General features: G+C 63.6%; 21 protein-coding genes, 1 tRNA gene and 1 pseudogene. 6 read left to right on the top strand and 17 right to left on the bottom strand.

All coding sequences use genetic code 11. The features are described from left to right. Window positions 1-57: 57 nt before the first annotated feature. Window positions 58-921, top strand: coding sequence for a hypothetical protein (locus VJ109_RS12980; protein ID WP_324757273.1), 864 nt, complete (start codon window positions 58-60; stop codon window positions 919-921). Here VJ109_RS12980 and VJ109_RS12975 read toward each other — a convergent pair. Genes VJ109_RS12975 through VJ109_RS12965 form a run of 3 tightly spaced genes read right to left on the bottom strand, consistent with a single transcriptional unit; the run spans window position 918 to window position 2,923 of the window. Then, a complete protein-coding gene (locus tag VJ109_RS12975; protein WP_324757272.1) occupies window positions 918-1,199 on the bottom strand; it encodes a DNA-directed RNA polymerase subunit L in 282 nt (93 codons plus the stop codon). The genes VJ109_RS12980 and VJ109_RS12975 overlap by 4 nt on opposite strands. A 57-nt stretch (window positions 1,200-1,256) precedes the next feature. After that, the gene (locus VJ109_RS12970) at window positions 1,257-1,547 is read right to left on the bottom strand and encodes a DUF7410 domain-containing protein (RefSeq protein ID WP_324757270.1); all 291 of its coding nucleotides are present in this window, start codon (window positions 1,545-1,547) and stop codon (window positions 1,257-1,259) included. After that, complete coding sequence (locus VJ109_RS12965; RefSeq protein ID WP_324757268.1) at window positions 1,544-2,923, bottom strand: hypothetical protein; 1,380 nt, start codon at window positions 2,921-2,923, stop codon at window positions 1,544-1,546. Before VJ109_RS12965 ends, VJ109_RS12970 begins: the two co-directional genes overlap by 4 nt. A 91-nt stretch (window positions 2,924-3,014) precedes the next feature. Here VJ109_RS12965 and VJ109_RS12960 point away from each other — a divergent pair, with 91 nt between their 5' ends. Genes VJ109_RS12960 through VJ109_RS12945 form a run of 4 tightly spaced genes read left to right on the top strand, consistent with a single transcriptional unit; the run spans window position 3,015 to window position 5,067 of the window. After that, window positions 3,015-3,884: a cytochrome c oxidase subunit 3 gene (locus VJ109_RS12960; protein ID WP_324757266.1), complete on the top strand. Its 870-nt coding sequence runs from the start codon at window positions 3,015-3,017 to the stop codon at window positions 3,882-3,884. A gap of 31 nt (window positions 3,885-3,915) precedes the next feature. Continuing rightward, a complete protein-coding gene (locus tag VJ109_RS12955) occupies window positions 3,916-4,158 on the top strand; it encodes a DUF7385 family protein (protein WP_324757265.1) in 243 nt (80 codons plus the stop codon). Between the two features lie 46 nt (window positions 4,159-4,204). Further along, the gene (locus VJ109_RS12950; protein ID WP_276222284.1) at window positions 4,205-4,540 is read left to right on the top strand and encodes a DUF7344 domain-containing protein; all 336 of its coding nucleotides are present in this window, start codon (window positions 4,205-4,207) and stop codon (window positions 4,538-4,540) included. A 41-nt stretch (window positions 4,541-4,581) separates the two neighbouring features. Next, a complete protein-coding gene (locus VJ109_RS12945; RefSeq protein WP_324757263.1) occupies window positions 4,582-5,067 on the top strand; it encodes a hypothetical protein in 486 nt (161 codons plus the stop codon). Between the two features lie 165 nt (window positions 5,068-5,232). Here the strand turns inward: VJ109_RS12945 and VJ109_RS12940 are convergent. From VJ109_RS12940 to VJ109_RS12895, 10 genes are all read right to left on the bottom strand, one after another. After that, window positions 5,233-5,306, bottom strand: a tRNA-Thr gene (locus VJ109_RS12940). Between the two features lie 80 nt (window positions 5,307-5,386). Further along, window positions 5,387-5,800, bottom strand: a complete 414-nt coding sequence (locus VJ109_RS12935; RefSeq protein WP_324757261.1) for a universal stress protein — start codon at window positions 5,798-5,800, stop codon at window positions 5,387-5,389. A 1-nt stretch (window position 5,801) separates the two neighbouring features. Beyond that, window positions 5,802-6,545 carry an ABC transporter ATP-binding protein gene (locus tag VJ109_RS12930; protein WP_276222302.1) on the bottom strand — a complete coding sequence of 248 codons (744 nt, stop codon included), beginning with the start codon at window positions 6,543-6,545 and terminating at the stop codon, window positions 5,802-5,804. A 1-nt stretch (window position 6,546) separates the two neighbouring features. Beyond that, entirely contained in the window at window positions 6,547-7,332 is a 786-nt protein-coding gene (locus VJ109_RS12925; RefSeq protein WP_324757260.1) for an ABC transporter ATP-binding protein, read from the bottom strand. Continuing rightward, a complete protein-coding gene (locus tag VJ109_RS12920) occupies window positions 7,329-8,408 on the bottom strand; it encodes a branched-chain amino acid ABC transporter permease (protein ID WP_324757258.1) in 1,080 nt (359 codons plus the stop codon). The genes VJ109_RS12925 and VJ109_RS12920 overlap by 4 nt, the downstream gene beginning before the upstream one ends. After that, window positions 8,405-9,292 carry a branched-chain amino acid ABC transporter permease gene (locus tag VJ109_RS12915; protein WP_276222307.1) on the bottom strand — a complete coding sequence of 296 codons (888 nt, stop codon included), beginning with the start codon at window positions 9,290-9,292 and terminating at the stop codon, window positions 8,405-8,407. Before VJ109_RS12915 ends, VJ109_RS12920 begins: the two co-directional genes overlap by 4 nt. Window positions 9,293-9,296: 4 nt before the next feature. Further along, a complete protein-coding gene (locus VJ109_RS12910) occupies window positions 9,297-10,616 on the bottom strand; it encodes an amino acid ABC transporter substrate-binding protein (RefSeq protein ID WP_324757257.1) in 1,320 nt (439 codons plus the stop codon). A gap of 124 nt (window positions 10,617-10,740) precedes the next feature. Then, entirely contained in the window at window positions 10,741-12,288 is a 1,548-nt protein-coding gene (locus tag VJ109_RS12905; RefSeq protein ID WP_324757256.1) for an SLC13 family permease, read from the bottom strand. Between the two features lie 33 nt (window positions 12,289-12,321). Continuing rightward, window positions 12,322-12,573 carry a DUF8599 family protein gene (locus tag VJ109_RS12900; RefSeq protein WP_324757254.1) on the bottom strand — a complete coding sequence of 84 codons (252 nt, stop codon included), beginning with the start codon at window positions 12,571-12,573 and terminating at the stop codon, window positions 12,322-12,324. Window positions 12,574-12,619: 46 nt separating this feature from the next. Beyond that, a complete protein-coding gene (locus tag VJ109_RS12895) occupies window positions 12,620-13,600 on the bottom strand; it encodes a class I SAM-dependent methyltransferase (RefSeq protein WP_324757253.1) in 981 nt (326 codons plus the stop codon). 75 nt (window positions 13,601-13,675) lie between these two features. Between VJ109_RS12895 and dph5 the strand changes: the two genes are divergently transcribed. After that, window positions 13,676-14,458, top strand: coding sequence for a diphthine synthase (dph5, locus tag VJ109_RS12890; protein WP_324757252.1), 783 nt, complete (start codon window positions 13,676-13,678; stop codon window positions 14,456-14,458). Here the strand turns inward: dph5 and artA are convergent. The 4 genes and pseudogenes from artA to VJ109_RS19540 all read right to left on the bottom strand — a co-directional run. After that, the gene (gene artA / locus VJ109_RS12885; protein ID WP_324757251.1) at window positions 14,455-15,453 is read right to left on the bottom strand and encodes an archaeosortase A; all 999 of its coding nucleotides are present in this window, start codon (window positions 15,451-15,453) and stop codon (window positions 14,455-14,457) included. The genes dph5 and artA overlap by 4 nt on opposite strands. 140 nt (window positions 15,454-15,593) lie before the next feature. Next, window positions 15,594-18,656, bottom strand: a complete 3,063-nt coding sequence (locus VJ109_RS12880) for a DUF7282 domain-containing protein (RefSeq protein WP_324757250.1) — start codon at window positions 18,654-18,656, stop codon at window positions 15,594-15,596. A gap of 100 nt (window positions 18,657-18,756) precedes the next feature. Continuing rightward, window positions 18,757-22,035, bottom strand: coding sequence for an Ig-like domain-containing protein (locus VJ109_RS12875; RefSeq protein WP_324757248.1), 3,279 nt, complete (start codon window positions 22,033-22,035; stop codon window positions 18,757-18,759). Window positions 22,036-22,437: 402 nt separating this feature from the next. Next, window positions 22,438-22,533 (bottom strand): annotated as a pseudogene (locus tag VJ109_RS19540) (surface glycoprotein); the annotation flags it as partial. Window positions 22,534-22,839: the final 306 nt, after the last annotated feature.

The following is a 22,839-nucleotide window of genomic DNA, read 5'->3' as shown; positions in this document are numbered from 1 at the left end:
CCGGAGACATCGGCCGAGTCCGCGCAGCCTTTGTAGCTCCACGACCTAGTTTCCCTGATGAAATGGCGGTGTGAGTGGTGTGGCAAACCCCAGGAGGAGAACGATCCGCCCTGTGACAACTGCGGTCACGGGACCTTCGAGAAAGCCGTCAAGCCGATGGGTCCCGAACGGACCGACGAGGAGTCGACGCCGGGGGGATCGGTCTGGGTCTGTCAGGACTGCGGTCGCCAACACCAGCGCAACTCCCCGCCCTGCCGGCGCTGTGGCGGCGCGGACTTCGAGCGCGAGGCCGTCGCCGACACCGACCCGTTAGACGAGATCGGGACGGGGTGGCGCGACGTCGTCGAACCGAAGTACGTCGTCGGCTACGCCGTCGTGGCGCTGCTCGTCGGCGTCCTCGTCCTGGGGTTCCTCGGCGTCGTCTCCCTGCCGGGGGCCGGCGGACAGACGGCGGACGGGCCGCCGCCAGCGATCCCCGACGCGCCGGGAGCCGGTGACAGTGTCGACGGGCTGGATATCGCGGCCGTCGAGGACGCCTATATCGTGGCGTACAACGAACGACGAGCCAGCGGCGGGGCTGGCGAACTCACGCGCAACGGAAGCGTCGACCGTGCCGCGGCGTACTACAACAAGGCGACCGTCGCAGCGCGGTACGGCGACGGCGACCCCCCGAACAGGGAGGCGTTCGATCGGTTCCCGCTGGCCTGTGAGCGGCCGACCGTCGTCGGCTACCAGGTCGCCTACGATCGAACGGGGACCGCCCTGTCGTCGTTCGCGGACGAAAGTGCGCTGGGCTCGGCGCTCGCGGACAGATACGTCGAGCGTGGCGCTCCCTATCGGAGTGCGACGGCCGGAACGATCGGCGTCGATATCCACGTCGCCCCCGACGGGCGCGTGTTCGTCACCCACGTCCTCTGTTAGGCCGCTTCGAACGCCTCGGTGAAGCTGTCGGCTTTCGCGACGACGCGGTCGGTCCCGTCTTCGAGGGCATCCAGCGCGTCGACACCCGCCTCGGACTTGATGGTCAGGACAGGATCGGTCTGCCCACCGGACTGTTCGGGGTTCATGTCGTAGGTCGCCGCGGTGACGCCCTCGGTCTCCAGCAGCGCCCCCTTGAGGACGTTCATGAACGTGTGATCCTCGCCGGCGATCTCGATAGAGAGTTCCGTGTCGGACTTGTCGATGACGCGGAGGTCCATAGCGTTGTTTGGTCGACTGGCGCCCATCAACGTGTCGCTTCCCGCCGGGGACCGATCTCACACCAGCGCGTAGATCATGAGGAGGACGAAGTAAATCGCCACGAGCCCGCCCAGCGCGCGCAAGCGGAACTCGCGGATCTCCGTCTCCTCACTCCCGTGGGCCACACGGAACGCTTCGATCTCCTCGTCGGTGAGTTCGGCCGGATGTGCGCGGCCGTGGTGGAGCGCCAGCCACTTCTCGCGGGCGTAGGGTTGCCCGCAGTAGTCACAGATCACCGGCTCGTCGCCGTCGGGGACGTCGAACGAGAGGGACTGTCCGTCACGCTGGGTCTGTGTCGCGTCGGTCATAGGTGTGGGAGTGACACCTCCGGTCGGGAGACGATCCAGAGGCTGATCATCGTGTATGCGACCATCACGGCGATAAAGGGGTACTGCGAGCGGACCGCCTGGAGGCGGCTGGGGAAGAGTTCGTAGGCCGCCGCGTGGGCCACCCAGATCGCCAACAGGTGGCCGACGACGACCGAGATGATGCCGACCGCGCCGAACCAGTCCGGGAGCTGATACACCGGAACCGCCGCCGGCGAGGACAGCGGCGAGAGGACGGCGACGGCCAACGCCGGAGCGAGAAAGAGGAAATAGCCCAGATAGTGCGCGAAGTGGTAGCCGACCGCGATGGCGAGCAACGGCGGCGCGAACCGGACCGCGAGCGTCTCCGTCGTGAGATACGTCTTCGCGCTCCGGCGGGCCAACCGAGCTGCGACCCAGTAAGCCCCGAGAAACAGCGCGAAACCGAGCACGAGCGCGACGGGGTAGAGCACGTGTGCGGGGACTCCTGCAGAAACGATCGGCGTCGAGAGGTCCCGCCACAGTGCCGTCGTCACGAACCCGTCGTAGGTCGTCCCCCACAGCAGGGCAACGACGAAAGCCACCTCGTCGGGGCCGTCGACGAGCCGCGGCGTCGACAGGTCCATCGCCGGGAGCCGGAGCCGGAACCCGTCCGGACCGCGAGTGATCGGCGCGAACCGACCGTAGTACCGGAACACGCGCTCGACAGGATCGACGCGCTGGAACCACGTCTCGGAACCGAAGACGACAGCGCCGGTCAGTGTGACGACCCCGTAGACCGCGACGACCGTCGCCAGCAACCGTGACTGGTCGGCCAGCGGACTCACCACCTCGACCCAGATCAACAGAAGCAAGCCGACGACGCTGGGCCAGGCACCCAGCCGCTCGGGATAGGCGTACTCCAGCGAGGGAAGCAGCGACGAGAGCGTCTTGAACGGGTTCAGTCCGCTCCAGACGTTGCCCAGCAGATAGGTCACGATCACCAGCCCGGCCCACCAGCCGGCCCAGACGAGCAGGATCGCGAGGTTCGTCCGCGGCGTCTCGGGGCCGACGAACCCGACCACGAGGACCGCGAGGAGACCGAGGAGGCCGATCACCCGCCCGATTGTCCGGAGGGCTCGGTCCCCGCCACCCGCGAGATCGATCCCCCAATCGTGGAGTCGCTCGACGAAGACCCGATCGGTAACAAACGACGCGAGCAGGAACGACGCGCCGACGGCAGCGCCGCCCGTCGAAAGGAACAGCCAGGTCGGGATCGTCAGCGACTCGCGCCCGCCGGCTGCCAGACTCCCGCCGTGTGCGCTCGCAGTGCCAGCGATCGAAAGCGCGGCCAGCCCCGTCGCGAGGACAGCGAGTGCCCGGTGTCGGGACACACTCATCACTGGCCGTTGGTCGTTAGGCCCCCTATGGCTTCCGACATCGCACGGCGAAGTGGATGGGCTTTTAGTAATCGACTCGTAAGGGGCCAGTATGAGCTTATCCGATGAACAGACGGATGGCGGCCACGGGCACGGGGACCACCACCTCCCGGCGACGGAGGACTGGCCCCGAGGCTTCGGTGAGGCCAGCTGGTGGCCGTTCGTCACGGCCATCGGCGCCGCCGGCATCTACGTCGGCGCCGCGCTGTTCGTCCTCTCGCTCGGCGATGAACCGCTCATCAGTACGACGATCGGTGCCGCCGCGACGGTCGGCAGCGTCGGCCTCTTCCTGGCCGGCATCTACGGCTGGCTGTACCACGCGTTCGTCTCGGACTTCTGGGACCGCGGAACCAATCACCACTCCGGGCGGACGCTGAAGTTCGCGATGCTGTTGTTCCTCGGCTCGGAGATCGCGACCTTCGGCGCCGGCTTCGTCTACTACTTCATCGTCCGCGGGACCGACGTCTGGACGTCGATGGCGATTCCGGAAGTGTTCGGCTCGCTGGTCATCGTCAACACCGTCATCCTGCTGATCAGCTCCGGGACGCTCCACTTCAGCCACGTCGCGCTCCGGAAGGGCAACCACGAACGGTTCCTCCAGTGGCTCGCCGTGACGCTTCTCTTAGGCGTCGTCTTCATCGGCGGCCAGATCTACGAGTACTACGAGTTCATCGTCCACGAAGGCTTTACCATCACCGGCGGCGCGTACGCCTCGGCCTTCTACGGGCTGACTGGCCTCCACGGCCTGCACGTCTCGCTCGGTGCGGTGTTGCTGGGGATCGTCTTCGTCCGGGGCTACTACGGCCAGTACTCCGCGGAACGCCATACCTCCGTCTCGACGGCGTCGATGTACTGGCACTTCGTCGATGTCGTGTGGGTGTTCCTGGTCGTCGTCCTGTACATGGGCGCGAACCTGGTCTAACGCTTTTTACCGCCAGTCACCTCTTTCCCGTATGGAACAACTCGATATCAGCGACGGCTTCGACGTCCACGACTACCGCCACGGGCTGAAGCTCCTCAAACAGGACCGCGGGACGATGACGCTCGCCAACCGCGACGGGTTCGCCTGTCCGGCCTGTGGCGACCCCTTCGAACGCCTGTTCGTCAGCGAGCGACGGACCAACACCTTCGGCGATCCCGGACGCAGGTTCTGTCTCGCCAGGACCGAACAAGAGCTCCTCCTGTTGACCCACTGAGTCCGTACCGGAAGGTTCTATATCTCGGCCCTCACTTCCCGCGTGTATGGCCGACGCGGGCTCCGTCGACGAGTTATTCCGGGCGCTGGCAGACAGCCGTCGACGTGCGGCGCTGTCGTGTCTGGCAACCCACGGGGAGCTGGCGCTCCCGGACCTCGCGGACGAACTCGCGGAGATCGAGTACGGGCGTCCACTCACCGAGATCGATCCCGAGTCCGTGACCGAGTTGTACTTCGACCTCTATCACAGCCACGTCCCGTGTCTGGTCGCCGCCGACCTCGTCGAGTACGACCAGCCACAGGATCACGTGGCGATCACCGACCACGGTGACATCGCGCAGTCGGAACTGGTCGAACAGGCACGGACGCTGGTGACCCCCTGAGTGTGCCAACTGTCTTCTGCCGGGGCGACGATAGACCGACAATGAACGACGACACCCTCACAGTCCAGGAGCTGGCCGACTACTGTCGAACCCAAGCGCGGTTCCTCTGGGGCCGCGTCGAAACACTCACCGAGGAGACCGAGACGCTGCTCGACGAACTCGACGACGAACTCACCGATCTCCAGGACAGCGTCGCCGCACACGAGCGACCGGTTGCGGAGTCAGCCGACACGCCCTCCCCGACGGCTCCCGACCAGAGCGTCGCCGATCTGGAAGCACGGGAGCGTGACCTCGAAGAGAAACAGGCCCTCGCGGAAGCGAAACGGGCACGCCGGGACGCCTTCGAAGACCTGGCGACGGCCTACGTCGACCTGGGCGACGATCTCGACGCAACGGGTGACGACACCCAGGCCGCGCTCACTCACATCGCCGAGTTCGAACGCGACCGGGACGCGCCGGCGTACTTCGAGGAACGCGAGACGATACTGGAGGCCATCGCCGATTCCGACGACACGAACGAAGAGTGAGACGGATAGCTTTCCTTCCGCATCAATCGGGTCGCTACCTATTCGTTCGCTGAATTCCGAAGGAAAGAGCCGGTGGAGAGGATTATGAACCACAGTCGGAGCAAAACTCCTCCCTGGTCCAAATCCCTCGTCGGCTTTCGCTCGTTACGTCCGTTTCTCGCAGGAAGCCGGTGGAGGGATTTGAACCCTCGGCCTAATCCTTACGAAGGATTCGCTCTGCCAGTCTGAGCTACACCGGCACACGCCGTCCGTGTACACTCTGTGTTGTGCCGATAACCGCAATAAGGATTGCGAATCGGTGCCGGCCCGCGAGGGGTTCTCACGCCTCGTGAGCACCGACGACCGTGACCGGAACGTCGCCCTCCAGGAGAACCTGCTGGGCGACGCTGCCGAAGACGACCTTCCCGGTCGGGGAGCGCTTGCGCGATCCCATGACGATCTGGTCGACATCGAACTCGGCGGCCAGGTCGAGAATGCCGTCGGCGGGTGGCGTCCGGGCCTCGGCGAGTTGGTAGTCGACACCGTGTTCGTCGAGGGTGTCCCGAACCAAGCGGACCGTCTCGACGCGGTCGACGGATTTGAGATCCTCGGGTGCCTCTGCCTGTTCGGGTGTCAGCGCGTGGGTAACGATCGCTTCGACTTCGTCGGTTCCGCCAGGGAGGTCCGCGACGAAGGCGGCCTGTCCGCGGGCGCGATCCGGGTCGTCGTCGACGGGAACGAGTACACGGTACATCTTATCCCCCCAGGTAGAGCCGGCCGACCTCCTCGTTGTTGAGGAGTTCGGTACCGGAGCCGGTGAACTTGATCTCGCCGCTCGCCAGGACGAACCCGCGGTCGGCGACGGAGAGTCCCTTCTCGGCGTTCTGTTCGACCAGGAGGATCGTCGTCCCGAGGTCGTTGAGCTGTTCGATCCGCTCGAAGACGTCGTCGATGAACCGCGGTTCGAGTCCGATCGAGGGCTCGTCGAGCATCATCACGTCGGGATCGACCATCAGCGCACGGGCCAGTTCGAGCAGGCGCCGCTGGCCGCCCGAAAGCGTCCCGGCCTTCTGGCCCCTGATGTCACCGAGTATCGGGAACTCGTCGTACAGTTCCTCGGCGCGCTCGGCGGCGCGGTCGTCGTCGTCGAAGACGTACCCGCCCATCAGCATGTTCTCGTGGACGCTCATCCGGGGGAAGACGCTGGCGTCCTGGAGGACGTAGCTCATCCCGCCGGCGAGGTTCTCCTGGGGCGAGCGGCCGGTGATCTCCTCCCCGCGGAACTGGACAGTCCCCGACTGGACATCGGCGAAGCCGTAGATGCTCTTCATCAGTGTCGACTTGCCCGACCCGTTCGGGCCGATGAGACAGCCGATCTCTCCCTCCCGAACGCTGATGTTCACGTCGTGGAGGACGGTCGTGTTGCCGTAGCCCGACGTCACGTCGGTCATCGACAACAACGCGTCGTCAGTCGTCGTGGATGTGTCTGTCGTTGCCATCTCATTCCCTCCCGAGGTACGCGTCGAGGACGCGCTGATCGTTCTGGATCGTTTCTGGCGTTCCCTCGGCGATGCGCTCACCGTGGGCCAGTACGTAGATCCGGTCCGCGATCTCCATGACGAAGTCCATATTGTGTTCGATCAGGAAGATCGTCGCCTCCTCGTCAGTGTTTGCCGTACGGATGTATTCGATGAGCTTTCCGATCATCGAGGGGTTGATCCCGCCCGCTGGTTCGTCCATCAGCAGAATCTCGGGTTCAGCCATGAGTGCCATGCTGAATTCGATGAGCTTCTGCTGGCCGAAGCTCAGTCGGCCGGCCCGCACGTCCGCCAGTCCACCGAGATCAACGTACTCCAGCAGTTCGTTGGCACGCCCCAGCAACGAGTCGTCGGGCCGTCGCAGCAGGTTCCCCACGTCGGCACCGCCTTCCTGGGCGGCGATCAGGAGGTTCTTCCTGACGGTCATATCGCCGAAGATGCGCGTCTCCTGGAACATCCGCCCCAGGCCGGCCCGAGCGATCTTGTACTCGGGCCAGTCCGTGACGTCCTCTCCCTGGAGGTAGACGTTGCCTTCGTCGGCATCGAGGGCGCCCGTGATGCAGTTGAACAGCGTCGACTTCCCGGCACCGTTGGGTCCGATGAGGCCGACGATCTCTCCCTGGTTGACCTCGATATCGACGCTGTCGACGGCAGTCAGCCCGCCGAACCGCTTGGTGACGCCGTCGGTCCGCAGGACTGCACGGTCTCCCTGGGGGTCGGTCGCCGGCGTGTCAGTGGCTCGACTCACGGAGAGTCACCTCCCGCAGGCGAGGTTTCCTCGTCCGAATCTGCCTCACCGTCGGCAGCGGCCATCCCGCCGTGTTTGTAGTACTCCATCTGACTAGCGTACTGCCGTAGCGAGCCGACCAGCCCCTCCGGGATAGCGATGACAGTCACGATAACCGAAAGGCCCAGCAAGACGAGTTGCCAGCCGACCGCGTAGGACTCGACGATCTCGATGACCGTATGGAGGCCGAACGCACCGATGATCGGCCCGACGACAGTGCCGGAACCGCCCAGCAGCGCCATCGCGATCAGTTCCACGTTCCAGGCACCGTTGTAGGCAGTCTGGGGATCGATGAACGTGTTGAACAGGCTGTAGGCACCGCCGGCGAAGCCGGTAAACAGTGCCGCCAGCATCCACGCGGCGGTCTTGTAGTAGGTCGTGTTGAACCCCATCGCGGTAGCCTTCCCCTCGTCGTCCCGGATGGCGTTGAGAACGAACCCAAAGCGGGTACTGGAGAGGTAGTAGACGACCGCTGCTTCGACGACCAGCACGCCCAGGAACAGGTAGTAGAACTCCGTTCCCGAGGGCGTCTCCAACAGGATCTTCCCGCTGGCACCGCCGGTGATGTCGAGGTTCCGCGAGACCTGCTGGGCCGCGAGCAGGACGCCCAGCGTCGCGATGGCGAAGTAGTGGCCCCGCAGGCGCAGGACGATGATCCCGATGACCAGCGCGAACACCGTCGCGACCAGCCCGGCAACGAGAAACGCCGCCGGGAACGCGACCGCGAAGTCCTTGACCAGGATCGCCGTCGTATACGCACCGATCCCGAAGAAGGCCATGTTCCCGAAGCTCGGGTAACCAGTCTGGCCGCCGACGATATCCCAGGACAGCGCCAGGATGGCAAAGAGGTACATCTCGCTCAGGACCGTCATGTAGTACCCCGACTGGAGGCCGAGCACCGGCGGAAGTGCGCCGACGACGGCACTGGCGATCAGAAGCTTCCAGCCGTGGTCGTCACAGGTCCGAAACACGCGATCGACCTGATCCGGCGGGAAGATGGACTTCAGCGTTCCTGAGTCGTCCGTCTCCGTGCTCATTCTCCCACCCCCTCACCGAACAGGCCCTTGGGCTTGACGACGAGCAGGACGATCAACAGCGAGAAACTCACTGCCAGCGTCCACTGCGAGGAGATGAACCCGGCGACCAACTCCTCGACGGAGCCGAGCAACAGGCCACCGACGAGCGCGCCGGGGATCGAGCCGACGCCGCCGAAGACGACGATGACGAAGCTCTTCAGCGTGTAGATCAGTCCCATCTGTGGCTGGATGTTGAGGATGACGGCGATGAACGACCCCACGCCGCCCGCGATGGCCGACGAGAGCCCGAACGTCACCGCGCGGGTGTGTTCGACGTCGATACCCACGAGGGCAGCAGCCTCCGGGTTCTGTGCGACCGCGCGGATCGCACGTCCAGTCCGGGTCCGTTTGAGGAAGACGAACAGCACCGCCGTCAGGACTAGCGCCCCGGCGAAGGCGACGAGTTTCATCTTCGGGACGACGACGCCTGCGATCGCCAGGGAGGGGTCGGCGAAGGAGACCTGGATCGACCGCGGGTTGGCCGACCAGGCCTGCAACGCCAGTTGCTGGATGGCGATGCTCGCTCCGAAGGTCACGAGCAGCGTCAGGAAGATGTCCGTCCCGATGACCCGGGAGACGAGCGTCCGCTGGAGCGCGTAGCCGACGACGAACAGCACGCCGATCGCGACCGGGACCGTCGCCAGGAACAGCAGCGGCGAGCCCTCGGCGTTGCCGGTCACCAGCGAGAGGACCCAGTAGGAGGTGTACCCCCCCAGCATCACCATCTCGCCGTGGGCGAGGTTGATGATGTCGACGACGCCCCAGATGAGGGCGAAGCCGACGGCGACCGCCGCGAACAGCGCCCCGACGAGCAGGCCGTTGACGACAAACTGTGTCGCCGCCATCGTCTTAGCGTTCACTCCAGTCCGGCATCGGATAGAGGGGGTCGGACTGCGCGACGTTCTCGGGGTAGGTGATCTGGAGGCCCGGGTCGGGCTGCCACTGGTAGACCAGCATGTTCTTGTCGATGACCCCGCTGTCGTCGAAGGCGATGCCGCCGTACACCGACGAGAAGTCGGAGGCACGGATCTCGTCGCGGACCGGGGTCGGCGCGACCTCGTCGACGTTCTGGAACGCGTTCATGAACGTCAGGATGACGGCCTCGCCGGCCGCGCTGTGGTAGTCCGGCGTGTAGCCGTAGTTCTCCTCGATGGCAGAGACGAAGTCGCCGGTCTTACCGTACACCGGATCGTCGAAGTTCGCGTTGACTGCCCACGAGGACGGGCCGTACATGTAGTCCCCGTTGGCGCCGACCTCCTCCTTGAACGAGTCGTTGAGGCTGCCGACGGTGCCCATCGCGGCGTCGACGTTGACACTCTGGGTCTCCATCTGGTTGGCCAGGATGATGTTGTGTTTCTGGTGGGCACACAACAGCAGGATATCGGCGCCGTTGTCCCGGACCCGCCCGAGATTCGTCGAGAGGTCCGAGGTGTCCGAGGGGAACGTCTGGTCGACGACCAGTTCGAGGTCGGTCTGGTCGATCTTCTGTCTGGCGCCCTCCGCCGTGGACTGGCTGAACGTCCCGTCCTCCGCGAGGATCGCGATGGATTCGGGTGTCTCGTCCTGCGCGAGACACATGTCGATGAACGATTTGGCGTACTTGTTGGCCGTCGGCAGGAGGCCGAAGATCCACTCGTTACCCTGTGCGAAGATCTCCGGGCTCGCACCGCCGCCCTCGACCATCGGCTTCTGGTTCTGTGCGGCGACAGCACTGGCCGGAAGCGTCACGGTACTGGAGTACGGTCCAAGGAGGTAGTCGACGTTCTCGCGGTCGATCAACTCCTGATAGATGGATTTCGAGGTCGACGCGTCGGTCCCGTCGTCCCGGAGGATCATCTCCAGTTCGTAGGTGTTGCCGTCACCGGCCTCGACACCGCCGTTCTCGTTGATCCGCTGGATCGTGAGTTCGTAAGCGTCCTTGTACAACTGCCCGAGATCGGCGTTGTCCCCGGACAGACTCATCGATCCGCCCAGTGTGAGCACGTCCGAACCGCTGCCGCTCCCACCTGTCGATCCACCGTCACCGCCGTCGCCGCTTCCGCCATCACCGCTTCCGCCGTCGCCGCCACTACCGCCGTCTCCGGAACAACCGGAGAGGCCAGTCAGTCCGATCACGCCTGTGCTACCAGCAATCTTGAGGAACTTCCGTCGGTCGTGTTCTCGGGTCATAGCTTCGGTACGTGCGTGTATCAGTGATACACGCCCTATACGGGACGTTGTGATCCACATTAATAAACATTGAGGATAGTTCTGTCCTACCAGGGAACTAATACGACAGCCGGGAACGAGTTACTCACCAAAGGACCGCTGGCCAGATCGTCGCGAAGAAGACGACCACCAGCGCGGTGAGCACGAGCGTCATCAAGACGTTCAACACGACCCCAGCACGGATCATGTCCCGCTGACGGAGGTGGCCACTCCCGAAGACGATGGCGTTGGGTGGGGTCGCCACCGGCAGCGCGAAGGCGAAACTCGCAGCGAGCGCGCCGGTGATAGTGAGGAAGATAGCAGCCGGGATCGGATCGACGCCAAGGGTCCCCGCGAGCACGCTCCCGAGCCCGATGAGCACTGGCGCGATAATCGTCGTCGTCGCCGTGTTCGAGGACAACTCCGTCACGAGGACGGTGAAGACGATGACAGCCAACACCACGAGCACGAGCGGCGCGCCGACCACGGCGTCGAACACCGAGCGAGCGAGCCACTCCGTCGCGTCGGTGTCGGCCAGCGCGTCGGCAAGGGAGATGCCACCGCCGAAGAGGATGATCGTCCCCCAGTCGATCTCGACGAGGTTCTCCCACTCGTCGGCACCCGAGAGGACCAGCGCCGGGATCGCAAGCAAGCCGACGACGACGAAGTAGAGGACGCCACGATGGCCAGTCAGTCCGAATATCGTCTGTCCCCCACCACCGAACAGCGTCACGAACCACGGATCGGGGAGGATTCCCTCGAAGAGAACCCCCAGTCCCCCCAGAATCCACAGTCCGGCGGTCGCGGCGAAGATGTAGGCCGCCCGGCGACCGGCCGGCGAGAGCGGCCCCTCCTCTTGGAGGTACTCGCCAGCCTGGGCTCGCGCGTCGTCGACGTCGTCGATCTCCGGGGGGTACAGCCAGAAGGTCAGAACGTACCAGGTCAGCGGCAGCGTGACGACGACGATCGGAACGCCGACCGCGAGCCACTGTGCGAAGGAGATCTCGACGCCGACGAGCCGATCGAGAAAGGCCACGGCGACGACGTTAGGTGGGGTCCCGATCAGCGTCCCGACACCGCCGACACTTGCCGCGTACGCCGTCCCCAGCAACGTCGCGACTCGCATGTTCGAGACACCGTCGTCGGTCGCTTCCCGACCGACAACCTCCGCGAGGACACCGAGTGCGACCGGCGTCATCATCGCCGTCGTCGCGGTGTTCGAGACCCACATCGAGAGCCCCGCCGTCGCTATCATGATCGCCAGAATGAGCAGTCGAGGGGATCGGCCGAGTCGGTTGATGAGATAGAGCGCGAGTCGCCGATCGATGTTGTGTGTCTGCAGCGTCTCGGCGAGCATGAACCCCGCGATAAACAGGAAGATCAGCGGGTCCGCAAAGCCGGACAGTGCGGCCTGCATCTCGTCGTAGACGCCAAACACCGTCAGTGCGACCGGGATGAGCAGCGCAGTCACGGGGAGCGGAAGCGCCGTCGTCACCCACAGTGTCGCGGCCAACACCATCGTCGCCAGGGCGTACTGTCCGGCCAGAGCGAGCCCCGACGGCGTCGGGACGGCGGCGACGACGGCGGTCAGCGTGACCGCAACGACGAGAGCGCCAGCGGTTCGACGTGGCGTCTGCAGGCCGCCCCAGGTCATCGCCGTCTCCCCCGGAGTTGGTTCGGTGTCATGTTAGAAGTGCTCGACTAGCACGCAGACCTGTTCGTCGTCCAGTTCGTCCCGGTAGAGGCTGAACAGCTCCCCCAGCCGTGCCTCCGAGAGGCCCCGTGTGTCGCTTTCCAGCATCGAGATGTGCGCTTGCATGATGTCCTCCACCTCCGACTCAACCTCCCGCTGTCCGAACCCGGCCGCGACCCGCAACAACCGCCACGCGGTCGGCGAGATGTCACGTACGTCGATGTCGTCGGCCACGCTCACACCCATCCGTCGGTGGTTTCGACCATCACGCGGGTCATCATAATTGTTGGGCTCACCTCGTCAGGTGAACGTCCAGAACGACGTTGTGCTCGTGCGGTGCGTACGAGCGGACCGTATGGCGCGTCTCGACGCTGACATCGTATGTCGGTTGTGCCGCGTCCCTGATCGCCCGCTCGCCCGGTCCGTACGGGTCGTCCTCGTGTTGGATGTCGTAATAGTGGAGCCAGCAGTCCTCGCCGGCGAGTGTGACGGCTGTCTCCAGGAACTCGTCGGCGCTGTGGGGGAGGTTCATCACGATCCGGTCGGCCCATCCCTCGTACGCTGTCGCGGCGTCCCGGACGTCGCCACTGATCGCTGTGACCCGTTCCTCGACACCGTTCCGGCGTGCGTTCTCCCGGAGGTACTCGATCGCCGTCTCGTTGATGTCCGTCCCCACACAGACTGCGCCCCGTCGCGCGAACGGGATCACGAACGGACCGACACCGGCGAACATATCGAAGGCGTGTTCGTCCGACCGGACCTGTTCGACGACCCGGTGGCGCTCGGTGGCCAGCCGGGGGGAGAAATACACCTCGGCCAGATCGAGCAGGAACTCCGAGCCGTACTCCCGGTGGAGCACCTCCGTGTTCTCGCCGGCCAGGAGATCCCAGTCCCTGACCCGTTGTGTTCCCTTGATCTTCGAAGCACGGTTGAGGACTGTCGTCACGGGGAGATCGGATTCGATGATCGCGTCAGCGATTTCCCGTGCTCGGTCGGGGTCGTCCTCGTCGACGATGACGGTCTCCCCGATCCGTTCGTAGCTGGGGTCGAACGACAGCAGGTCGGCCGGCATCGTCTGTCCCTCGCGGGCCGGCGTGTCGAACTCGACGACAGTGAACGCGTCGGGGACCGCCTCCGGGTCGGTCACCGGGATGTACAGTGAGCCGTCCTGAACGGTGATGTCGTAGCCGTCGTCGACGAGTCCGGCTTCGGCCAGCCGGCCGCGGGTGGCCTCACCGTCCTCGCGTGCCACGCGAACGCAGGGAACGCCCATACAACCGTTCGCCGGCCGTCTGCGGTAAGCCTGACGCTTCGCGCCCTTTATCCACTCCCACGACCGAGTGGCGATATGCTCACCTTCGTCGGCCTCGGGCTCTACGACGAGCGCTCTGTCACACTGGCCGGTCGGGACGCGATCGAGGCGGCCGACCGCGTGTTCGCGGAGTTCTACACCAGTCGGCTCGTGGGAACCGACCTCGAATCCCTGGAAGCCGCCCACGGTACCGACATCGAAGTCCGTGACCGCGCCGGCGTCGAACGGGACCCCGAACCGGTCCTGGCCGCCGCCGAGACCGAAACTGTCGTCTTCCTGACCGCGGGCGATACGATGGTCTCGACGACACACACCGATCTGCGCCTCCGGGCCGAACGACGCGGAATCGAGACAGGCGTGATCCACGGGACGACGGCCCAGACCGCCGCCGGGTCGCTGACCGGACTCCAGAACTACCGCTTCGGGAAGGCCACGACCCTCCCGTTCGAGGACGCCCACGGCGGTGACGGCGTCCCCGACAGCGTGGTCTCGACGATCGAAGCCAACCAGGCCCGCGACCTGCATACGCTGGTCTACCTCGATATCAAGGTCGACGATCCCCACTGGGACGACAGCGACGACACCTACATGACCGCGGACCACGCCGCCGAACTGCTCGCCGATCGCTTCCCCGATCAACTCGGTGTCGTCGTCGCCCGCGCCGGAAGCCTGGACCCGACCGTCGTCGCCGACACGCTCACAACGCTCTCCGAACGGGAATTCGGGGCACCGCTGCACCTGCTCGTCGTTCCGGCCGATCTCCACCCGGTCGAGGAAGACGCGCTAACCGAACTCGCCGGGCTCCCTGCTGCTCGTTAGTCGTCACCGGGCGTCGCGCTCGTCTCGGCGTCGGGCGTGTGAAACGCCGCTTCGAGATCGTACTCGTTGCCGGTCAGCATGAACAGCAGGTCCTCGACCAGTACCGTCATCTCCGGAAGCTCCCGTACCAGTATCCACGTGAGCCCGACGAGGACGACGACCGAGCCGACCTGTGCGAGAATCCGATCCGCGAGATAGTACGACACCATCCGTGGGTCCGAGATCCCGAACAGCGACATGATGGGACCCTCGAAGACCTGCATCCGCTGGAGGCCAAACGCGATGGCGATGAATACGTTCCGGAACAGGTTCAGGACGTAGATCACCGCCGCCGTCGCCGCCAGCGCCCTGAGCTTGCGCCGCCACGGCGCCGACACCGCCAGGATGGCACCGGCGAAGATCGAGATACTCCCGATCCCGGTACAGGCAAGCAGGATATTGTAGGTGACCGGCCCCTCCTCGTGGTCGAACCAGAACGTGCTCTCGTAGGGGTACTGCTTGGTGACGATCTCGATCCCGTTGTGTGAGAAGCCGTCGACGACGACGGGATCGACGCCCAAAAGCGCCATCAGAAAGCCGGTCTGGTCGGTGACAACCTCGACCAGGAACTGCCGTAGCGGCTCGATCGTGAGGAAGGGGACGTAGACGATCCCCATCGTCCCGATCGCCCGGGTCAAGACAAACAGCGAGTCCCGTCCGTTCCACAACAGATAGCCGGCATACAGCGACAGCGGGACCGCGGCCACGCTGCCGATCCCCTCGACGAAGCTCTTCTGTGTCAGGACGAAATGGGGGATCAACACGAGCCAGAACGCGCCGAACAGTCCCCACCCCGTGACTGCCGTGATTCGAGCCCACTGCTCGTCTCTGTGGTGGAGGAGCGCACTCCCGAGAAAGCTCGCGAGAACGAGCCACATCAGCGGCTCCGAGAGAACGAGCGGGTCAAACGACAGTCCAGCGAACGTGACACGGGACTGCAGGACTGTCGCCATCATTGGCCGTATATTGGCAAATCCGGCGTATATGCTTTGTCGTTACGCCCGCGTGCATCGGTCAAGCGATACCGACGGCGACAGCTGTCGCTACCGGGCTAGCGCATAAAAAAGGCGAGTTTCAGGGACCGGAGGTACTCCGGTTAGTTGTTACGGCGGACTGCGAGCAGCGCCGCGGCGACCAGCGCGACCAGAGCGATCACGGCGGTGAAGCCGGGACCGTCTCCGGACGTGGTGGTCGGTTCGTCAGTCGGCGTGCTCGGGTCAGTCGGCTCCTCGGTCGGCGTCGGCGTCGGCGTTGCCGTCGGTTCGTCCGTCGGCGTCGGCGTCGGCGTCGGCGTCGAGGTGACGACCGTCACGTTCGCGCTGTCGGTCACTGCCGAGCCGTCCTCGGTGTAGGGACCGTCAGCACCCGGGAAGTCGTACTCCTCGTTTCCGTTGGTGTCGAGGTGCGGCATCGCGATCGCCGTGAAGTCCTCTTCCTGGGCGTCCACGGAGACCTCGATGTCCTCGTGACTGCCGGAGTCGAGGTAGTCGGAGTTCCCGATGACACTGTCCTCGACTTCGCCGTCGAGGAGCGTGCCGTCGTGGATGACGACGAAGCCACCGTCGGACAGCGACGCGCTGTCAACCGTGACCGTCTCGCCGTCGGATTCCTGGTCGCTGATATTGACGGACGCAACCGGTGCGGCTGCGACGCGACCGTCAATCTCTTCGCCCAGTTCGTCACCGCTCAGGCGAACCTGACCAGTGAAGTTGGCGCCGGGCTGCTCGTCGCTGAAGTCAGCCGTGGCCGTGAAGGTACCGTCCGGCTGGACGATCGCGGTCGGCTGCTTCAGGAACGGAGCGCTGGAGTCGGAACTCCGGAGGAACACCGTAAGTTCCGTGCCAGGTGCGACGACACTCTCGCCGGAGATGTTCTGGCCTTCAGCAGCGCGAACAACGACATCGTCGTCGTTGTTCAGGCTGGTACCGTCGTCACGGTCAAGAACATCGAAGGTACCGTTGACATCCTGCGCTTCGTCGTCAGTACCCAGTTCAGTGTAGTCGTCGCCGGCAACACTGAAGTTGGTCGTGTACGCGTCACCGTCTTCGGCACCCTCGTCGAGGAGCGCCTGACTGTCGACGGCAACGAACTGCGTGTTGTTGTCCTCGTCGACAAGGACGTGGACGTTGCTGGTGCCGAGGTCGTCGATGGAGATGTCGGACTCCTCAACGTTAGCGCCGGGGTCCTCGTCCTCGAAGAGGAACGAGATGTGGCCCGTGTCCTCGTCCTGGAAGTTCTCCGTGTGCGCCTGCAGCGCTTCGGTCTCGGAGAGATCGTTCACTTCCGAGTGGTACGTGTACAGACCTTCGAGGCCGGAGGCCTCGACCTGAGCGACGAGCGTGTCCTGCGTCGCGAGCTCTTCGGACTGCGTCAGCTCGCCGTCCTGGATCAGCTGGTAGACATCGCCGACCTCGTCGTTGTCGAGGTCTTCGATGTCACTGAAGCTGTCTTCCGGAGCGACCCAGTTCTGCAGGTTCTCGGTCGACCGGTCCTGCAGGGAGATCGTTCCGACATCCTGCTCGTTGTCGCCGGTGACATCGGCGTCGTTCTCACCGGTGACGTTCATCTCGTAGTCCGTGGAGTCGAGGAGATCCTCTCCGACTTCACGGTCGGTGTCGACGAAGCCACCGTTCCGCTCGATGACTTCCAGTTCGTCGTCGTCGTCAGCGACGGTGACGACGCCGGGGTTGATCTCGTCCATCGGGACCGCGCCCGCGGAGTAGCTGTTGAACTGAACAGTGACCTGCCCGTCGTCACTGTCGTCCGTCAGGTTCAGCAGCAGGTTGTAGTTGTCGTCGGACTCGTCACCGATGTTCAGCATCGCGGTGTCGGTGTTTTCGAGGTTGACCGTGACGTTCACAACGTCACCGCGTTCCTCGATGAAGACACCGTCGGCTTCGAAGCCGGCTTCAGCGTCGCCAGCTTCGACGACTTCGAATTCGTCGCTGTTCGCGCTGACCTGCGTGTTGACGTCGGAGACTTCGACGGTGTAATTTCCGGTGTCGACTTCACCGAAGTCGATCTCGGCCTCACCGTCGTTGTCGATCGTGACCGTTCGCTCGACTTCCTCGTCACCGTTGGAGTCGAGGAGATCGGCGTCGACCTCGCGGTCGATGTCGTTGGACTCAACAGTCGCGGTCACGTTCTCGTCGTCCTCGAACGTGTCCTCGTCAGCCTCGACCGAGAGGCCGAGGTCTTCGAGCTGCAGCGAGCTGTTGGTGCCCGCGTTGTCGTTCTCGACGTTGTAGTCGCCAACGTCGCGGTTGTCGGTGTCGAAGACGTAGACCTGGCTGTTCGCGCCAGTACCACGCGTGGCGGAGAACGTCAGGTCATCGTCGCCGTCCGTGTTGATCTGGAACTGGTCACCGACGTTGCCCTCGAACGTGACGTTGGAGCCCTGGTAGGCTTCAACGTCGTCGTTCGTGAGCGTGTTGACCGTCGCCGGTGCGAACTTCGCTTCCTGCGTGACTTCGTCGAGGCTGTTACCGTCCGTGTCTTCGTAGCCGGAGACGGTGACCTCGTCGATGCGGTTGTAGGTCCGGTCAGTGTCCACCACTACGCGCCCGTTATCGGGCGACTGGATCTGCGAGTCGTCGACGGAGATGTCGTCGTCGTTGCTGAGGTGGATCGTGACTTCAGGGTTGTCCTCGAAGACGTCCTCGTTGAACGCCAGTTCAAGGATGGTACCCTCTTGGGAGTCGACGTAGTGCGTTGCTTTGCGCAGCTCGGGTGCTCCGGGCTCGGAGCCGCCCTCATTCGGCGGTTCGGTTCCAGCTTCTTCGATCGTGACCGAGGAGGTCACGGTCGATTCGCTTTCCGAGCCGACGAAGCCAGCGACCTCGATCGGTCCACTGTCACCAGTCGATGCGTCGTCCGCAACCTGGTAGGTGACTGTCGTCGTGAAGGAGTCACCCGCGGCGAGCTGGCTGGTGTAGAAGATACCGGTATCTCCTTCACCGAAGCCGCCGGTCTGGCCGTCACCAGAGGCCGATGCCACGGTGACGCCGTCCGGGAGGCCCCGGATTTCAAGCCCGCTAGCGGATGCAGCCTCGTCTCCATCGTTCGTCAGTGTATACGTCACGTCGAATGTCGATCCCTGCGTCGCCGTCCCCGGGTCGGATGCCGACAGATCGGCCTGCGGGGCTGCAGCAACAGGCATCGACAGGGCAACGACGGACAGCACCATAAGCGCTGCCAGGCCCAGTGCCTTTACTGAATTGTGGTTACGTGTCATGTGTTGTTGTGTCTATTTCGATTGGTTAGTTCTGATTGAATGCTTCGATGACGGCGAGGACATCCTGGAAGCCAACAGGCTGACCGCCGATCTGCGAGCCGTCGTTGCTCGCCTGGATCGCTGCGATGACTTCCTGGAATTCGATTGTTCCGTCATTGTCGGTGTCGAACCGATCAACGTTAGTCGGCGGAGTAGACTCTGCGCTGACCGTCAGCGTCGCGCTCTGACTGTCATCGGCCGTAGAGACAGTCAGATCGTACTCACCGGCCGCGAGATCGCTGGTGTCACCCACGAGGGTGACCGTAGCGTTCTCGCCGGAGGCCACTGAGATAGTAGTATTCGCAACGACAGTCCCATCAACAACCAGGTCGACCTGCTGATCGGCCTGGAAGTTGCCGCCAGTGTTCTGGATCGTCGCCGTGACCGTCGTGTTCTCGCCTTCCGAGATCGTCTGATCAGTCACGCCCGAGATCTGCAGTTCCGCCGGATCCGCGACAATCGGGATCACGACGTTTGCAGTTGCAGTCGTGTTGGGCTGCACGCTCGGAAGCGCGTCGTTCGAGACACTCCCCTTCTGGAAGTCACCGTACTGGACGGCACCAACACGGTATCGGGTCGTCGCATCCACGATTCCACCAGTCTCTAGAGCAGGCACGGGATCGAAGGTGTACGACGCTTCGCCCTGTGTGTCCTGGTTCGCACGCTGATACAGCTTGTACTCACCGTTCGCGTTGAGCGATGGGAACGCACTGAAGTCGTAGGAACGGAGGTCGCCTGCCGTCGTGGTGTTCTTGTTGACGGTGTCGAAGTCGTTACTGGTAGCGTTGTACGTCAGCAGGAGGACATCGAACTCGTCGCTGTCCTCGTCGACGGCGTCACCGTATGCCGGTGTGCCGGGAGTTGCCGACGTGTTCGGCGTGATCACGATGCGGTCGTCGAAGTCGTCAGTACCGAGGATGATCTCCTCAGTCCACACAGCGGAGTTCGGTAGCGGCGTGTCCTCGGAGTCAGTCACGATCCCGGAGATGGACGCACTACCGAAGTTCTTGACACCGACGAACGTGACGTTCGAGGTGTCCTCGACCGAGGTGTCCGCGTCGAGCACAGCACGCTTTTGCGTGTTGATCGTTTCAGCTCCCTGGTCGCTCTGGTACCAGACCTGTGCCTGGCCATCGGAACCAGTGTAGAGCGTTGCGGTGTTGTTCTCGTTGTCGATGGAGACGTAGTCGCCACCTGCGATGTTGACGAATTCACCATCCACAACCTCGGAGTCGAAGGTCACGGTCGTGGTCGCGTTGACGAGTTCACCTTCGGCAGTCGTGTTGACGTTGAAGACGTCGATCGTCTGTCCGTCACGTGGGACTTCCTGGTAGAACGGGTCACTCGAATTGTCGAACTCGACCGTTTCCGCGGTGGAGTTCTCCTTCGTACCGACCTGCGTGATGTCGACACCATCAGGCTGGACCGGTACCGGTTCGAGGTAGAAGTCGTTCGAACCCTGCGTCTCGGAGAAGGTCAGCTGACCGTCCTCTTGCAGTTCGACGTCAGCGAAGTCCGTCGAGTAGGACGGTGCGTCAGCGATTGCGACGTACTGGATACCACTCTGGTAGTTGGTCGGGATCTCGCTGAGCACGTAGTCACCGTCTTCGTTCGTCCCTTCCGTCGGGACGCCGAAGGAGTTGGTGAAGCCTTCCGTGTCTGCGAGGTTCGCACCGGACGACTCGGAGTCCTCGACGGCCTGCTCGAGCGTCAGGTTAGCCGACGGGCTGAACTCGACAGCAGTTCCGGTTCCGAGATCAGCATCGGTCACCGGACCGGCACCAGTGACGTTGACGAACGCTTCGTTCTCTTCGTCGAGAGCGAGCGTGTCGTCGACGTCACCGTCGAAGTCGCTGGCGTTGGCTGCATCGTAGGAGACCTGAGCGTAGTAGTTCTCAGGCGCGAGGCGGGTGTGCTTGAACGTGATGAGGCCGTCGTTGTCTTGATCGATCAGTGCGTAACCGCCGCCGACTGCAGCGTCGGTCTCGTTCAGCTGGTCGACCAGCGTCACGGCATCAGAGTCACCGGAATCTGCCTCGGTGTTCGCGACCCGGATGTCGTACTCGTCAGGCGAGATAACGCCGCCCTCGGAGTCGTTCAGACGAATGAAGACCGTATCGTCATCCGTGTCACCGTTCTGGTCGATATTGTCCAGGTCGATGGTAGTCGTTACAGAGTTCGTGTTGTAGTCGGAGGAGCGGACGAGCCACACCGAGCCGCCCTCGATGCCTTCGGTCGTGTCCTGTCCGACCACGGAGCCGTAGAGGTTGCCCTCACCCGACTGCGGGATGAAGGAACCGGATGCGGTCTCCTCAAGGTTCTCGGTCGGTTCCGAGAAGGTGAACTCGACGGTCTGGACCGTATCGGACGAGATGTTGAATCGGGCCGTCCCGTTCTCGTCGGTCGTTTCGGTCTGGTCACCGTCTTCGTAGGTTAGGTCAGTGCCGTCGTCGGCAACGTTGACGGTTGCGCCCTCGTAGGGCTCGCCGTTGAGGTCACCGAGAACGGTAACTTCGTACTGAACCTGGTCCTGCCCGTTGGCAGTAGCCTCGCCGCGGATGACCTCAACGTTGAGCTCACCCGGGCTGATGACCCGTTCGAGACGCAGCGTTCGGGAGTCCGTACGCTGGTCGGGATCGAACAGGCTGAGTTGCGTGCTGCGCGACGTGAAGTTCTCGTCGTCGTAGCCAGCAACAGCGACGTAATCCTGGCTACCGGGGGTTCCGGTTTCGCTCGGACCGACCGCTAGGTCGCTGAACTGAGCGAAGCCCTGACTGTCGGTTTCGTCGACACGGATCGGGGCCGTAGTGGTAGCATCGACAGAGCCACCCCAGTCGCCTGCCCGGTACAGCGCGACGTTAGTCGGCGGGGCGACAGCGTTACTCTGCTGGTCGATGACCTCGATGTTGATCTCACCGTTGGAGTCGGTACCGACCGTGAGATCTGCCGTTTGGGTGTCCGTGTCATCCGAGGTGCTTGCGGTGATGCCGTGCGTGTACTCGTTGGTAGTACCGGCATCAGAGCCAGGGAGGTCTTCAGTGTTGAGGGTGAAGGAGACTTCCTGGGTCTCACCAGCGCCCAGCGTAATTGTCTGGGTGGTGGTGCCGGCTGCGTCAGTGGTGCCGTCTGCCTCGTAGCTGACATCAGCGTCAACCTCGGAATCACCGGTGTTGGTGACGTTGGCCGTCACGGTGATTTCCTGCCCGTGTGCCGCGACGCGCGGAGCGTCGAGGGCTGAGACGTTGACGCCGGTTCCGTCACCCACTTGCAGGGAGACACCCGTCGAAGTCCCATCGGAGGAATCGGGGTTGACGGAGTAAGTACCGCCGTACGTCCCGTCCGTGTCTGGGGCGTTGTAGTTCTCAGCCGTGAACCGGATGACGTCGCCATCTTCCGGACTGAAGCTATTGCTGAGGTCGGCTGTGACGGAGCCAGTACTGGTTGAAAGCTGGTCTCGGGTTTCGACAACCGTACCGTCTCGGACCAGTTCAACCGTGTAGTCGTCGCTTTGATCCGAGAACCCATCGTCAGCTGCAGGGTCATCGAACTCAAGCTGGACTGAGTCTATACTATCTGGATCTGTACCGTCTTCATAGGTCAATTCCGTTGTCAGCACCTGGGTATTCCCCGAGGTTGACAGACTGGAATTGCCTGACTCCGCGGCGGCTACTCCTCCTGAGAACGCGACGGCCCCTCCGAATACGGAGAAGACCATCAGCGCCGCGAGGAATAGACTGCGGAGCTTTTCGTTTGTGTTTGTCATGTTTGGTTATGTGCTATCTGGGTCGGCGACGGGAGCTTTCCTCGATCGCAGACGCGACCCGCGTACCGGTCTGAACGATCGTACTCACTGCCATCACCATGGGTAGGGGTACGGTCTAAACCAACGTTGGATGTTATAAATGCTTTGTGGTCAGTGAACCGGGATGAGAGAGTGTAACACACCGGAAAACGGGCAGTAGAGGCGATACGACTGCGTTCAGCGTCGGTTCGGTTTTGTATCAGCCGCGTGTCATCGCTTCGTCAGACACCTGTAGAAAAAGTATAAATTTCGGTCCGCTAGTGGTAC

The organism is Haloarcula montana (assembly GCF_035666295.1).
GTDB classification, from domain to species: Archaea; Halobacteriota; Halobacteria; order Halobacteriales; family Haloarculaceae; genus Haloarcula; species Haloarcula montana.
This window is presented reverse-complemented; position numbering and strand designations above follow the sequence as displayed.

What these genes read in the sequence shown, in the direction of transcription:
- VJ109_RS12980 (WP_324757273.1), top strand. Translation starts at nt 58, where the DNA reads ATGAAATGGCGGTGTGAGTGGTGTGGCAAACCCCAGGAGGAGAACGAT.
- VJ109_RS12975 (WP_324757272.1), bottom strand. Translation starts at nt 1,199, where the DNA reads ATGGACCTCCGCGTCATCGACAAGTCCGACACGGAACTCTCTATCGAG.
- VJ109_RS12970 (WP_324757270.1), bottom strand. Translation starts at nt 1,547, where the DNA reads ATGACCGACGCGACACAGACCCAGCGTGACGGACAGTCCCTCTCGTTC.
- VJ109_RS12965 (WP_324757268.1), bottom strand. Translation starts at nt 2,923, where the DNA reads ATGAGTGTGTCCCGACACCGGGCACTCGCTGTCCTCGCGACGGGGCTG.
- VJ109_RS12960 (WP_324757266.1), top strand. Translation starts at nt 3,015, where the DNA reads ATGAGCTTATCCGATGAACAGACGGATGGCGGCCACGGGCACGGGGAC.
- VJ109_RS12955 (WP_324757265.1), top strand. Translation starts at nt 3,916, where the DNA reads ATGGAACAACTCGATATCAGCGACGGCTTCGACGTCCACGACTACCGC.
- VJ109_RS12950 (WP_276222284.1), top strand. Translation starts at nt 4,205, where the DNA reads ATGGCCGACGCGGGCTCCGTCGACGAGTTATTCCGGGCGCTGGCAGAC.
- VJ109_RS12945 (WP_324757263.1), top strand. Translation starts at nt 4,582, where the DNA reads ATGAACGACGACACCCTCACAGTCCAGGAGCTGGCCGACTACTGTCGA.
- VJ109_RS12935 (WP_324757261.1), bottom strand. Translation starts at nt 5,800, where the DNA reads ATGTACCGTGTACTCGTTCCCGTCGACGACGACCCGGATCGCGCCCGC.
- VJ109_RS12930 (WP_276222302.1), bottom strand. Translation starts at nt 6,545, where the DNA reads ATGGCAACGACAGACACATCCACGACGACTGACGACGCGTTGTTGTCG.
- VJ109_RS12920 (WP_324757258.1), bottom strand. Translation starts at nt 8,408, where the DNA reads ATGAGCACGGAGACGGACGACTCAGGAACGCTGAAGTCCATCTTCCCG.
- VJ109_RS12915 (WP_276222307.1), bottom strand. Translation starts at nt 9,292, where the DNA reads ATGGCGGCGACACAGTTTGTCGTCAACGGCCTGCTCGTCGGGGCGCTG.
- VJ109_RS12910 (WP_324757257.1), bottom strand. Translation starts at nt 10,616, where the DNA reads ATGACCCGAGAACACGACCGACGGAAGTTCCTCAAGATTGCTGGTAGC.
- VJ109_RS12905 (WP_324757256.1), bottom strand. Translation starts at nt 12,288, where the DNA reads ATGACCTGGGGCGGCCTGCAGACGCCACGTCGAACCGCTGGCGCTCTC.
- VJ109_RS12900 (WP_324757254.1), bottom strand. Translation starts at nt 12,573, where the DNA reads ATGGGTGTGAGCGTGGCCGACGACATCGACGTACGTGACATCTCGCCG.
- VJ109_RS12895 (WP_324757253.1), bottom strand. Translation starts at nt 13,600, where the DNA reads ATGGGCGTTCCCTGCGTTCGCGTGGCACGCGAGGACGGTGAGGCCACC.
- dph5 (WP_324757252.1), top strand. Translation starts at nt 13,676, where the DNA reads ATGCTCACCTTCGTCGGCCTCGGGCTCTACGACGAGCGCTCTGTCACA.
- artA (WP_324757251.1), bottom strand. Translation starts at nt 15,453, where the DNA reads ATGATGGCGACAGTCCTGCAGTCCCGTGTCACGTTCGCTGGACTGTCG.
- VJ109_RS12880 (WP_324757250.1), bottom strand. Translation starts at nt 18,656, where the DNA reads ATGCCTGTTGCTGCAGCCCCGCAGGCCGATCTGTCGGCATCCGACCCG.